Annotated in this window: 1 protein-coding gene; it reads left to right on the forward strand. The window is 69.1% G+C overall.

Annotated elements, in window-relative coordinates; translation table 11 throughout:
• The first annotated feature begins 57 nt into the window (after positions 1 to 57).
• Positions 58 to 14853, forward strand: coding sequence for an SDR family NAD(P)-dependent oxidoreductase (locus SK803_RS03535; protein ID WP_319964265.1), 14796 nt, complete (start codon positions 58 to 60; stop codon positions 14851 to 14853).
• Positions 14854 to 14865 lie beyond the last annotated feature (12 nt).

Consider the following 14865-nt stretch of genomic DNA (forward strand, 5'->3'; position numbering starts at 1 on the left):
CGGCCGCGTTTCGCGGCGAGGCTTGGACGCACCGAGACTTCACGGAGGTGTGCGTCCATGTTGCGTGCCGAGCTGATCCGGCCGTTGCCCGACCTGCTCAAGGCGCACGCCGCGCACTCAGGTGACAAGGTCGCGTTCTCGGACCCCTGGCGCTCCGTCACCTACGCGGACCTGGAGCTGCGCACCCGGCGGCTGGCCGGTCACCTCGCCGGTCTGGTGCCGCGCGGCGGGCGGGTGGCGATCCTGCTCGGCAACCGGGTCGAGGTGATCGAGAGCTACCTGGCGATCACGCGGGCGAGCGCGGTCGGCGTGCCGTTGAACCCGGATTCCTCCTCTGCCGAGATCGCGCACTTCCTGTCGGACAGCGGTGCCGCGGTCGTGATCACCGATGCGGCGCACCTGGATCAGTTGCGGCGCCTCGATGTCCGGTCGCTCATCGTCGTCGGTGACTCGGTTCCCGCTGACGCGTTGTCGTTCTCCGTTCTGGCGTCTGGTGGTTCCGCTCCGGCTCGGGACGATCTCGGGCTGGACGAGCCCGCGTGGATGCTCTACACGTCCGGCACCACCGGCAAACCCAAGGGCGTGCTGTCGACCCAGCGCAGCTGCCTGTGGTCGGTCGCCGCCTGTTATGCGCCGATCTACGGGCTTTCGCCTTCCGACGTGGTGTTGTGGCCCGCGCCGTTGTTCCACAGCCTCGCGCACGGCCTGTGCGTGCTGGGCGTGACCGCGGTCGGTGCCACCGCACGGATCCAGAGCGGGTTCTCCGTCGAAGCCGTGCTGGCGGAGCTGCGCTCGGACGTCACGTTCCTGGCCGGTGTTCCCACTATGTACCACCAACTCGTGCGTGCCGGAGGTGTCGCGTCTGGGTTGCGCGTCTGCCTCACCGCCGGTTCCGTCTGCTCGGCCGCGCTGTCCGCCGGCTTCGAAGCGGCCTTCGGCGTACCGCTGCTCGACGGCTACGGCAGCACCGAGACGTGCGGCATGATCGCTGTGAACTGGCCTTCTGGCCTGCGCGTCCCGGGTTCCTGCGGACTGCCGGTGCCGGGCGTGAGCGTGCGTCTGGTGGACTCCTCCGGCGTCGACGTCCCATGCGGCTCCGAGGGCGAGGTGTGGGTCAGCGGCCCGAACCTCATGACCGGCTACCACAACCAGCCTCCCGCGCTGGTGGACGGCTGGTACCGCACCGGCGACCTGGCCCGGCGCGATCCGCAGGGCTACCTGACGATCACCGGCCGCACCAAGGAACTCATCATCCGCGGCGGCGAGAACATCCATCCCGCCGAGATCGAACGTGTGTTGCTCCAGCTTCCCGGTGTCCTCGACGCGGCCGTGGCCGGCAAGCCCGACGACGTGCTTGGCGAGGTTCCCGTCGCGTATGTGGTGCCAGGGTTGGACTTTGACCCCGCTTCCGTGCTTTCCGGGTGTCGTGCACAGCTGTCCGCGGCGAAGGTTCCTGCGGAGCTGCGCGAGGTTTCCGACGTGCCGCGAACTCCGTCCGGCAAGATCTTCCGTCACCGGCTGGCCTCGCAACCTTCTCGGCTGCGTGCCTCTTCCCGCCCGCTGCACGGCGTCGAGTGGGTGCCGGTTGTCGCTGCCGGGTCTGAGTTCGATCTCACGATCGTCCACAGTGGAGACTTCGCGGCCCAGGCCGATGCGTGGCTGGCCTCGGATCCCGCGCCGTCCGCCCGGTTCGTGATCGTGACGCGTCGCGCCATCGCCGTGAACGACACCGAGGGTGTTCTGGATCTGGCTGCTGCTTCGGTGTGGGGCCTGGCGCGACCGAACCGCGTCGTACTCGTCGACACTGACACGGATACCGTTGACCTGCCAACGGTTGTGGCGTCCGGCGAAGCACAACTGGCCGTGCGTGACGGCGTGGTGCTCGCGCCGAGGCTGGTCAGGTTGCCCGCCGTGCACGAGTCGCTGGGACCAGTCGCAGTCCTTGGCTCCGGCCCGATGGCCGGCGAGCTTCCTGGCGACTGCACACCCTCCGAAGCGGCCCTGATCATCCACACCTCCCCGGAAACAGCCGATCTCACCGTCAGCACCCCGCTCGTGCTGTGCTGGCCCGCGTCCCGTCCCGACCTGGGCGCCTTCTGCGACGCGGCGGCCCGGCACCGCCGCTCGCAGGGCCTGCCCGCGGTCTCACTGGAGTGGGGCGACGGCGCCGCCGATGTGCTGGACGCCCTCACCACCTCACACACCTGCCTGCGCGTCACCGTCCCCGCCACCGAACCGTCCGGCACACCCTTGCGCGACCGCCTGACTTCGCTGTCCCCGCCCGAGCGCGACACCGTGCTGCTGGAGATCGTTCGCACCGCCGCAGCCCGTTTGTGCTCCTCGCCGCTGTCGGTCGACCGCCCGTTCCGCGAACTGGGCCTGTCCTCTCTCGGCGCGGTAGAGCTGCGCAACGACCTGGTGGCGTCAACGGGCGTGCCGCTGGACACGACCTGCGCGTTCGACCACCCGACCTGCTCAGCCCTCGCCGCACACCTGCACGCCCAGCTGTTCGGCTCCGTTCCGGCCGTCGATGTTGCGGCGCCATCAGACGAGCCGATCGCGATCGTGGGCATGGCGTGCCGCTATCCAGGCGGCGTGCGTTCGCCAGAAGACCTGTGGCACCTGGTGTCCTCCGAGGTGGACGCGATCGGTCCGTTCCCGTCCGACCGCGGCTGGGACCTGGACGCCCTGGACACCCGTTTTGGCGGCTTCCTGCACGACGCGGGCTCGTTCGACGCCGACTTCTTCGGCATCTCACCCCGCGAAGCGCTGTCCACAGACCCGCAGCAACGCCTGCTGCTGGAAGTCTCCTGGGAAGCCTTCGAACACGCGGGCATCGACCCGCTGTCGTTGTGCGGCAGTCAAACCGGCGTGTTCACCGGCGCCATGCACCACGACTACGGCACCCGCGACGACATCGGCACCGCAGGCAGCGTCATCTCCGGCCGCGTCGCCTACACCTTCGGCTTCGAGGGCCCGGCCATCACCGTCGACACCGCCTGCTCCTCGTCCCTGGTCTCCCTGCACCTCGCCGCCCAGGCCCTACGTCGCGGCGACTGCTCTTTGGCCCTGGCCGGCGGCGTGGCCGTGATGGCCACACCCGCCACCTTCATCGAATTCTCCCGCCAACGCGCCCTGTCCGCCGACGGCCGCTGCAAAGCCTTCGCCTCCGCCGCGGACGGCACCAGCTGGTCCGAAGGCGCGGGCGTGGTGCTGCTGGAGCGCCTGTCCGACGCTCGTCGCAACGGCCACCGGGTGCTGGCCGTCCTGCGCGGCTCGGCCATCAACTCCGACGGCGCCTCCAACGGCCTGACCGCGCCCAGCGGCCCCGCCCAGCAACGCGTGATCCGCGCGGCGCTGTCGTCGGCCGGCCTCTCCGTTGCCGATGTCGACGTCGTCGAAGCGCATGGCACTGGGACGGTGCTGGGTGATCCGATCGAGGCTCAGGCGTTGCTGGCGACCTATGGGCAGCGGCCTGATCCGGTGTGGCTCGGGTCTTTGAAGTCGAACATCGGCCACACCCAGGCTGCCGCCGGGGTGGGTGGCGTGATCAAGATGGTGATGGCGATGCGGCACGGGTTGTTGCCGCGGACTCTGCACGTGGACGCGCCGACACCACACGTCGACTGGTCTTCGGGCGCGGTCTCGCTGCTGACGGCCTCGCAGCCCTGGCCATCGCTGGGGCGTCCGCGGCGGGCGGCGGTGTCGTCGTTCGGTGTGTCGGGGACGAACGCGCACGTGATCTTGGAATCCGCGAGCAGGGGTGAGGACAGGAGCGGCAACGGAGCGATGCCGTGGCTGGTGTCGGCCAAGACCGAAACGGCGCTGAAAGCCCAGATCGACCAACTGCTCGCCTTCGTGGACAGGCACGAGCCGAACCCCGCAGACGTCGCCACCACCCTCGCGACCCGTTCGGCCTTCCCCCACCGCGCGGTGCTCCACGGCCACACCGAGCTCGCGTCCGGCAGGGCAGACAACCAAGAAGTGGTGTTCGTGTTCCCCGGCCAAGGCTCGCAGTGGGCCGGCATGGGCACGCAACTCATCGCCGAATCCCCGGCATTCGCCCAACGCATGGCCGACTGCGCCCAGGCGCTGCGACCACACGTCGACTGGAACCTGTTCGACGTGCTGGAAGATCCAGAAGCACTGGCACGCGTCGAGGTCGTCCAACCCGCGCTGTGGGCCGTAATGGTATCGCTCGCCCACCTGTGGCAGACGCACGGCGTGGAACCGAAAGCCGTCATCGGCCACTCCCAGGGCGAAATCGCGGCGGCGGTCGTGGCAGGCGCTCTGTCCATTGAGGATGGAGCACGCGTGGTAGCCCTGCGCGCCAAGCTGATCACCAGGCTCGCCGGCAGGGGCGGCATGATCGCCGTAACCGCACTGCCCGAGCACCTGGATCCACGCCTGTCCGTGGCCGCGATCAACGGACCGGACTCGTTCGTCCTGTCCGGCGACCTGGAAGTACTCAACACGGTGGCAGGCAAGCGGATCCCCGTCGAGTACGCCTCACACTCCGCCCACGTCGAAGAACTCCGCGACGAACTGCTGGCCGCGCTCGCCGGCATCGAGCCCCGCGAACCGGCGATCCCGTTCCTGTCCACCTGTGGGGGCGGCACCCTGGACGCCGCGTACTGGTACCGCAACCTGCGCGAGACGGTCCAGTACGACCCGGTCGTCCGCGAACTGGACGACCGGATCCTCCTCGAAATCAGCCCGCACCCGGTGTTGCTGACCGGCTTCGGCACCCTCCGCCGCGACGACGGCGGCCAGGACCGCTTCCGCACCTCGGCCGCCCAGCTGTGGGTGCGGGGCGTGCACGTCGACTGGCAGTTCGACGGCCGCCACGTCGACCTCCCCACCTACGCCTTCCAGCGCCGGCGCTACTGGCTGGAGCCGGGCCCGGACGGTCACCCGCTGCTCGGCACGTCCGTCGAACTCGCGGACGCGGGCACGAAAGTGTTCACCGCCCGCCTCTCGCAACGAACGTGGCTCGCCGACCACGCGGTGTCCGGCACGGTCCTGTTGCCCGGCACGGCGTTCGTCGAGATGGCGCTGGCCGCGGGCGAGGAAGTCGGCTACGACGCGATCGACGAGCTGATCATCGAGACGCCGCTGGTCCTCCCGGCAGGCGGCACCGTCGAAGTCCAGCTCGCGGTCGATCAGCACGGTTCCTTCACCGTGCACAGCCGCCAAGGCGAGCAATGGCGCAGACACGCGAGCGGCACGCTGACCACTGCCGTCATGAAGCCTTTCGACCTCCACGAATGGCCACCGGCGAACGCCACCGCCATCGACCTCCGCGACGCCTACGACACGTTGGCCGCCGGTGGCTACGAGTACGGCCCGGAGTTCCAGGGCCTGACCGCGTTGTGGCGACGCGGCGACGAACTCTTCGCCGAGGTGCGCCTGCCAGGCGATCCCGCCGCGTTCGGCCTGCACCCGGCCCTGTTCGACGCCGCGTTGCACCCGATCGCGCTGGCAGGCTGGGGAGAAACGCAGCAGGGGCAAACACTTCTGCCGTTCTCGTGGAACGGCGTAGAGCTGTTCACGGCGGGCGCGACCGCACTCCGCGTCCGGCTGACCCGCAACGGCGAGAACATCGCGGTACAGCTGGCCGACGGCGCTGGACTGCCAGTCGCGGCCGTGCAATCCCTTGTGCTGCGCCCAACTCCGCTCAAGGACCTGGCGCCCGTGAACTCGCTGTACCGAGTCACGTGGACGCCCATCACGCTGCCCGACGTCACCGACATGCCGGATGACGTGGTCGTGGTGTCGCCGCAAAACGTCCACGCCGCCCTGGAACAGCTACAGCGATGGATCGGCGAGGACACCCGTCTCGTCGTGCTCACTCAGGGCGCGGTCGACCTCGACGACCCCGATCCCGACGGCGCCGCGGTGTGGGGCCTGGTGCGTTCGGCGCAGTCCGAACATCCAGACCGGATCATCCTGATCGACGCCGACTCCGTGCTACCCGCGGCGATCGCGGCCGGCGAGCCGCAGCTGATGGTGCGCGACGGCAAGGCATACGCTCCACGGCTGGAACGTGCCAAATCGTCCACTTCGGACTTCGACTTGGGTGATGGCACGGTCCTGATCACCGGCGGCACCGGCACGCTGGGCGGCCTGCTCGCCCGGCACCTCGTCACCAAGCACGGCGTGCGGCAGCTGGTACTCGCGAGCCGAACTGGCAGCGCTGCGGACCTGGAAGCCGAACTGGGCGCGCGCGTCACAGTCGCAGCCTGCGACGCCGCCGACCGTGCCGAACTGGCGGCGCTGCTCGACGGCATTCCCGATCTGACGGCCGTGGTCCACGCCGCGGGCGTCCTCGACGACGGCGTGATCACCTCATTGACCCCCGAACGCCTCGACACGGTGTTGAGCCCCAAGGCCACCGCCGCGCTGAACCTGCACGAACTCGCGCCCACCGTCCCGTTGGTGCTGTTCTCGTCGGTGGCGGGCGTGTTCGGCAGCCCGGGCCAGGGAAACTACGCCGCCGCCAACGCCTTCCTGGACGCCCTGGCGCAGCACCGCCGCTCACGCGGTTTGCCCGCGATCTCCATAGCGTGGGGTCTGTGGGAGCGAACGAGCGCCCTGACCACCCACCTCGCCGGCGCGGGCACCCGCGACAACACCATCGCGATGTCCGACGAGACCGGCCTCGCACTGTTCGACACGGCCTTGCGCGCGAACGAACCCACCTTCGTCGCGGCCCAGCTCGACCTCCGGGCCTCGACAAATCCGTTGCTGCGCAACCTGATCCGCGCCCGCCGCCCAAGCCGGCTGTCAGCTGTCCCCGGACAGGACCAGCTCCCCGCTCTGCTGGACCTGGTGCGCTCCAACACCGCCGCCGTTCTCGGCCACACCCCGAACGCCGTGGAACCCAGCCGCGCCTTCGCCGAACTCGGCTTCGACTCGCTGACCGCCGTAGAACTCCGCAACCGCCTGTCGGCAGCCACGGACCTCCGCCTGCCCGCCACGCTCGTCTTCGACCACCCGACACCACAGGCCCTGGCCGAACGCCTCCACGCGGAACTGCGTGGCACCCGCCCGGTCCAGGTCACCACGAAGCAGGTTTCCTCAGACCAACCGATCGCGATCGTCGCCATGGCGTGCCGCTACCCAGGCGGTGTCCGTTCGACAGAAGACCTGTGGGACCTGGTGCTCAACGAGGTCGACGCGATCGGCGAGTTCCCGGCGGACCGCGGCTGGGACGTCGACGCCCTGTACGACGCCGATCCAGACCGCGTAGGCAAGTCCTCCACGCGCCACGGCGGCTTCCTCTACGACGCAGGCGAGTTCGACGCCGACTTCTTCGGCCTCTCACCCCGCGAGGCGCTCGCCATGGACCCGCAGCAACGCCTGCTGCTCGAGGTCTCCTGGGAGGTGGTCGAACGCGCCGGCATCGACCCGTCATCGTTGCGCGGCACCGAAACCGGCGTGTTCACCGGCGTCATGTACCACGACTACGCGTCCCGGCTGGACGAGATCCCGGACGACGTCGAGGCCTACCTCGGCCTCGGCACGGCGGGCAGCGTCGCGTCCGGCCGCGTCGCCTACTCGCTGGGCCTCGAAGGCCCGGCCATCACGGTCGACACGGCATGCTCCTCGTCCTTGGTGGCCCTGCACTGGGCCGCACAAGCGCTGCGGAACGGCGAATGCTCACTAGCCCTGGCCGGCGGCGTCGCGGTGATGGCGACACCCGCCACGTTCGTCGAGTTCAGCCGCCAACGCGGACTTTCCCCAGACGGCCGCTGCAAGGCTTTCGCCGCGTCGGCCGACGGCACCGGATGGTCCGAGGGCGCCGGCGTGCTCCTGCTGGAGCGACTGTCGGACGCCGAACGCAACGGCCACCCCGTACTGGCTGTCGTCCGCGGCTCCGCCGTGAACTCCGATGGTGCGTCGAACGGTCTCACCGCACCGAACGGCCCCTCGCAGGAACGCGTGATCCTGCGGGCGCTCGCGTCGGCAGGCCTGTCCGTTGCCGATGTCGATCTCGTCGAAGCGCATGGCACTGGGACGGTGCTGGGTGATCCGATCGAGGCTCAGGCGTTGCTGGCGACCTATGGGCGGCGGTCTGATCCGGTGTGGCTCGGGTCTTTGAAGTCGAACGTCGGGCACACGCAGGCTGCCGCTGGGGTGGGTGGCGTGATCAAGGCGGTGATGGCGATGCGGCACGGGTTGTTGCCGCGGACTCTGCACGTGGACGCGCCGTCGCCGCACGTCGATTGGTCTTCGGGCGCGGTGTCGCTGCTGACTTCAGCTCGGCCCTGGCCGTCGGTGGACCGTCCGCGCAGGTCTGCGGTGTCGTCTTTCGGTGTCTCGGGGACGAACGCGCACGTGATCTTGGAATCCGCGGGCGCGCCGGAATTGTCAGACCTGGTTGAGATGATTGGAGTGGGGACCCGATCCCCCCAGGGGGCCTGTCAATCCGAATCGATTCCGAGTAGCGGGCGAGCAGCGGGGGAGGTACGCGGGGCGAGCGACGAGGACGTGGCTCGCACAGGCGTGGCTGGCTTTGCGGGGGCAGGCGCGGCGCCGTTGCTCGTGTCCGCGAAGAGCGCGGAAGCGTTGCGGGCTCAAGCGAACAAGCTGCTGGAGTGCGAGGACGTCAGGCGAATGGACCTCGGCTACTCGCTCGTCACCACGCGGGCGGCACTTGAGCACCGCGCCGTGGTCATCGGTGATGGGTTGGAGGCGCTTGCCGAGGGCAGGGTGAGCCCGCACGTCGTGGAGGGTGTCGCGGTGGCGGGGCGCCGGGTGGCGTTCCTGTTCAGCGGGCAGGGCAGCCAGCGGCCGGGCATGGGGCGCGAGCTGTATGAGGCGTTCCCGGTGTTTGCGAAGGCGTTCGACGAGGTGTGCGCGTACCTGGGTTACGGGTTGCGGGATGTGGTGTTCGGTGGCGGTTCGCTCGACCGGACCGCGGACACGCAGAGCGCGCTGTTCGCGGTGGAAGTGGCGTTGTTCCGGCTGGTGGAGTGGTTCGGGGTGCGGCCTGACTTCCTCGCGGGGCACTCGGTCGGCGAGTTGGCGGCAGCGCACGTGGCCGGGGTGTTGTCGCTTGAGGACGCGGCGACGCTTGTCTCGGCGCGTGGCAGGTTGATGCAGGCGTTGCCCGCTGGCGGCGCGATGGTGGCGATCCAGGCCGGCGAGCGGGAGATCGTGCCGTTGCTGACTGGGCGGGTCGGCCTCGCGGCGGTGAACGGGCCGGATGCGGTCGTGATTTCCGGTGACGAGGGCGAGGTGCTGGCGATTGCCGCTCGGTTCGCCAAGTCGAAACGTCTGGACGTCAGCCATGCCTTCCACTCGCCGCTCGTCGAACCGATGCTGGACGACTTCCGGCGCGTCGCGGAAGGCCTGACCTATCGGGAACCGTCGATTCCGGTGGTGGCCGGTCGGATCAGCTCGCCGGACTACTGGGTTGAGCATGTGCGGCGGACCGTGCGGTTTGGCGACGCGGTGCGAACCCTGGGGGACGAAGGTGTGACGGCGTTTCTGGAGCTGGGGCCGCGTGGCGTGCTCACCGCGTTGGCTGCGGACAACCTGTCCTCGGTGGACGGATGCGTGTTCGCCACTGCGTTGCGCGACGGGCACGAACCTGTTGCGTTGCTGACGGCGTTGGCGGAGTTGTACGTGCGTGGCGTGCCGGTGGAGTGGACGCGGTTCTTCGAGGAAACGGATGCGCGTCGCGTCGACCTGCCGACCTACGCGTTCCAGCGCAAGCGGTACTGGTTGGACGGTTCGGCACCAACGGCCGTGGTGAGCGCTCCTGAGCGTGACCTGCTCGACCTGGTGCGCGCGCATGCGGCGGTGGTGCTTGGACACGAGAGTGTGGACGCGGTTGATCCGGCGCGCGCGTTCAGCGAGTGCGGGTTCGACTCGCTGATGGCGGTGCAGTTGCGCAACAGGCTGTCGACCGCGACCGGCATGGCGTTGCCCGCCACGTTGTTGTTCGACCATCCGACTCCGCGGGCGCTGGCGGAGCACCTGGGCGGGGAGCGCAGGGAATCGGTTGAGGTGGCTCGTTCCGATGAGCCGATCGCGATCGTCGGGATGGCCTGCCGGTACCCCGGTGGCGTTGCGTCGCCGGACGACCTGTGGCGGCTGGTGGCCGAGGGGCGCGACGCGATCAGCGGGCCACCGGTGGACCGCGGTTGGGAGTTTGAGAAGTCTTACGTCCGCGAGGGTGGGTTCCTGCACGACGCGGGGGAGTTCGACGCGGACTTCTTCGGGATCAACCCGCGTGAGGCGCTCGCGATGGACCCGCAGCAGCGGCTGTTGCTGGAGGTGTCCTGGGAGGCCGTGGAACGGGCCGGCATCGACCCGTTGTCGTTGCGCGGCAGCAAAACCGGCGTGTTCAGCGGTGTCGTCTACCACGACTACGCGGCTCGACTGTACGGCCGCGTGCCCGAGGAGGTCATGGGTTATCTCGGCACCGGCAGCGCGGCGAGTGTTGCTTCCGGCCGGGTGGCTTATGCGTTCGGGCTGGAGGGGCCGGCCGTCACGGTCGACACGGCGTGCTCGTCGTCGTTGGTGGCGTTGCACTGGGCTGCGCAGGCGTTGCGGAACGGTGAGTGCTCGCTCGCCCTGGTTGGGGGAGCAACGGTGATGCCGACCCCGATCGCGTTCGCCGAGTTCAGCAAGCAGCGCGCGCTCGCGCCTGATGGCCGGTGCAAGCCGTTCGCGGCTTCTGCTGACGGCACCGCATGGGCTGAGGGCGTGGGTGTGTTGTTGGTGGAACGTCTTTCCGATGCCCAACGCAACGGCCACGAGGTGCTTGCGGTCATGCGCGGGTCGGCGGTGAACCAGGACGGCGCGTCAAACGGGCTGACGGCACCTAACGGTCCGTCACAGCAGCGGGTGATCCATGCGGCACTAGGGGCGGCGGGGTTGTCCGTGGCTGATGTCGACGTGGTCGAAGCGCATGGAACTGGCACTGCTTTGGGTGACCCGATCGAGGCGCAGGCGCTGATCGCGACCTATGGCCAGCGTCCGGAACCGGTGTGGCTGGGGTCGTTGAAGTCGAACATCGGCCACGCGCAGGCGGCGGCCGGGGTCGGTGGCGTGATCAAGATGGTGATGGCGATGCGGCACGGGGTGTTGCCGAGGACGCTGCATGTGGATGAGCCGACGCCGCACGTGGACTGGTCGGCGGGCTCGGTGGAGCTGCTGACCGAGGCCCGGCCGTGGCCCGCTGGGGCTGCGCCGCGCCGGGCGGCCGTGTCGTCGTTCGGAATGAGCGGCACGAACGCGCACGTGATCTTGGAGGCTCCGCGCGCCCAGGAAATGTCAGACCTGGCTGAGATGATTGGAGTGGGGACCCGATCCCCCCAGGGGGCCTGTTATTCCGAATCGATTCAGCGCGAATCGATTCGGGCGGTCGGGGTGCCGTGGGTGGTTTCGGCCAAGACCGAGGCGGCGTTGCGGGCGCAGGTCGAGCGACTCGTGGCGTTCGTGAGTGAACATCCTGACCTTGGTGCGGCGGAAGTTGGCGGCACCCTTGCGGCCAGGTCGACGTTCGCGCATCGGGCTGTTCTCCTGGACGGCGCCGTGATCGCTTCCGGTCAGGCCGGGGGCACCGGGCGAGTGGCGTTCGTGTTTCCCGGCCAGGGTTCGCAGTGGGTGGGCATGGCGGTGGAGTTGGCCGAGTCGTCGCCGGTCTTCGCTGCTCGGATGGGGGAGTGCGCCAAAGCGCTGGGACGGTGGGTGGGCTGGGAGCTGTTCGAGGTGCTTCAGGACGCTGCGGCGCTGGACCGGGTCGAGGTCGTGCAGCCCGCGTTGTGGGCGGTGATGGTGTCGTTGGCCGGGTTGTGGCGGGAGTTCGGGGTTGAGCCGCAGGCGGTTGTCGGGCATTCGCAAGGGGAGATCGCGGCTGCGGTGGTCGCGGGCGCATTGTCCATTGAGGATGGTGCGAAGGTGGTTTGTCTGCGCAGCGCGGCGATTGCGAAGCTTGCGGGCACGGGTGGCATGGTGTCGGTGGCGGCGTCCGCTGATCGGGCTGCGGTGCTCGCGCGGCGGTGGCGGGTGCACGTTGCGGCGGTGAACGGGCCTGCTGCGACGGTGCTTGCTGGTGAGGTCGAGGCGCTGCAAGGGTTGTTGGCGGCCTGTGAGGCCGATGGCGTGCATGCGCGGTGGGTTCCGGTGGACTACGCGTCGCACACGCCGCACGTTGAGGCCGTGAGGGACGAGATTCTTGAGGCGTTGCAGGGGATTGAGCCGTGCAGCGCTGAGATCGACTTCTATTCGACGTTGACGGGCGAGCGGTTCGACACGGCAGGGCTCGATGCGCGGTACTGGTACGAGAACCTGCGCAACACGGTCAGGTTCGAGCAGGCGACGAAGCAGCTTGCCGAGGACGGGTACGGGGTGTTCGTCGAGGTCAGTGCGCATCCGGTGCTGACCATCGGGGTTCAGGACGTCGTTGACGGGACCGTTGTCGGGTCGCTGCGTCGGGATGACGGCGGCTGGGATCGGTTCCTGGAGTCGCTGGCGCAGGCGTGGGTCGGCGGTGCGAACGTCGACTGGGCTCGGTGCTGCCCTGGCAAGCAGCGGGTCGACCTGCCTGCTTATGCGTTCCAGCATGAACATTACTGGCTCGGTGCGGCCGGGCATCCGTTGCTGGGCAACGGGACCAGCTTGGCGGGCTCGGGCGGGGTCCTGTTCACGGGCAAGGTGTCGTTGTCCGCGCATCCGTGGCTGGCTGATCACGCGGTGCTGGGGTCGGTGTTGTTGCCGGGCACCGCGTTTCTCGAGCTCGCGTTGCAGGCGGCTCGGGAGGTCGGCTGTGGTGTGGTGGAGGAACTGACCATCGTGGCGCCGCTGGTGGTGCCAGAGGCGGCAGTTGAGCTGCAGGTGGTGGTTGGTGAGGCGGACGCCACGGGTCGGCGGTCGATCGAGGTCTATTCGCGGGGTGCTGAGTGGGTCCTGCATGCCGGCGGGGTGGTGGCGCCTGGTGTGCCGCAGGAGGTGGGGATCGAGTGGCCGCCTGCTGGGGAAGAGATTGCGGTTGGGGACCTCTATGAGCGGTTGAGTGGCATCGGGTTCGACTACGGGCCGCGGTTTCAAGGGTTGCAACGGGTCTGGCGTGGCGACGGGGAGGTGTTCGCGGAGGTTCGGCTTCAGGGGCGGGAGACGGGCTTCGGGCTTCACCCGGCGCTGCTGGATGCCGCGTTGCACGCGATGTTCCTGGACGGGCAGACCGGCTGTGAGGGTCGGTTGCCGTTCGCCTGGAACGGGGTGTCGTTGGCGGCGAGTGGGGCGTCGGTGTTGCGGGTGCGGTTGACCTCGATCGCGAGTGACGTGGTGTCGCTGGCCGCGGTGGATGAGGACGGCCGTGCTGTGGTGAACGTGGATTCGTTGGTGCTGCGGCCTGTGTCGTCTGATCGGCTCGTGCCCGATTCGCTGTATGCGGTCAGGTGGACGCCGATTTCGGTCGCGTCGGCTGAACCTCCGGGTGACGTGGTCGAGGTGGAGCACGTGCATCAGGCGTTGGCGGTGCTGCAGGAATGGGCTGCGGGCGAGCAGGAACCGCTTGTGCTCGTGACGAAGAACGCTACGGGGGACGATCCGGACCTGGCTGGCGCGGCGGTGTGGGGGTTGGTGCGGTCGGCGCAGTCGGAGAATCCCGGCAGGGTCGTGTTGGTCGATGTCGAGGACGGAGTTCCGGAGGGGTTGCTGGCGGCGGCGGTGGCGTCCGGAGAACCGCAGCTCGCGTTGCGGGGCAACGAGGTTTTGGTGCCACGACTCGCGAGGCCGTCGGTAACGGACGAGGGTTTCCGCCTCGAAGGCAGGGTGCTGATCACTGGTGGAACGGGCACGCTTGGTGGGTTCGTGGCGCGGCATCTTGTTGTCGCGCATGGTGTGACGAGGTTGGTGCTGGCCAGCAGGCGGGGTGAGGCCGCGGAGCTGCGGGCTGAGCTGGAAGAGCTCGGTGCCGAGGTCTCGGTGGTGGCGTGTGATGTGGCGGACCGGGCGGCGTTGGAGCGGCTGCTGGCTGAGAGTCCGGTGGATGCCGTGGTGCACATGGCGGGAACGCTCGACGACGGCGTGATTTCGTCGCTCACGCCTGAGCGCGTTGACGGGGTGTGGCGGGGCAAGGCTGATGCGGCCTGGTATCTGCACGAGCTGCTGCCGGATGTGCCGACGGTGTACTTCTCGTCGGCCGCGGGCACGTTCGGTGGGCCTGGGCAGGCGAACTACGCGGCGGCCAACGCGTTCTTGGACGCGCTGGCGCGGCATCGGCGGGCGCGTGGGTTGCCGGCTGTGACGCTTGCGTGGGGGCTTTGGGCGGACGAGAGCGGTATGACCGGGCACCTCGGCGATGCTGATCGCGCGCGGATGGCTCGCAGCGGTATTCGGCCGTTGGGCACTGAGGAAGCGTTGCGCTTGTTCGACGCGGCGTTGGGGTGTGGTGAGGCTGTCGTGGTGCCTGTGCCGTTGGACGCGTCGGCTCAGGTGACGGTGCATCCGTTGCTGCGTGGGCTGATTCGGGTCCGGACGGAGTCGAAGGCGCCGGTGCGGGTGGCTGGGGACTCGCGGCAGGTGTTGCTCGGCCTGGTGCGCGACGAGGTCGCTGGAGTGCTCGGGATCTCGGGGCGGGTGTCGGCCGGGCGGACGTTCAAAGAACTCGGATTCGACTCGCTCACGGCCGTCGAACTGCGGAACAGGCTGAGTGCGGCGACCGGGGTGCGGTTGCCGTCGACGTTGGTGTTCGACCATCCGACTGTCGAGGCGTTGGTCGAGTTCCTGAGGGCTGAGCTGGTGCCGAACGACGTGGTGGACGAGACCGACGCGATCGACGACATGGACACCGACGACCTGGTGCGGCTCGTCCTGGGCACCAGTGGGCACTGAGGCGGAGGGGCA

This window comes from Lentzea miocenica, assembly GCF_033949945.1.
Taxonomy (GTDB): Bacteria; Actinomycetota; Actinomycetes; order Mycobacteriales; family Pseudonocardiaceae; genus Lentzea; species Lentzea miocenica.

Bases quoted from the DNA above. Each gene is read 5' to 3' on its own strand.
- SK803_RS03535 (WP_319964265.1), top strand. From the start codon at position 58: ATGTTGCGTGCCGAGCTGATCCGGCCGTTGCCCGACCTGCTCAAGGCG.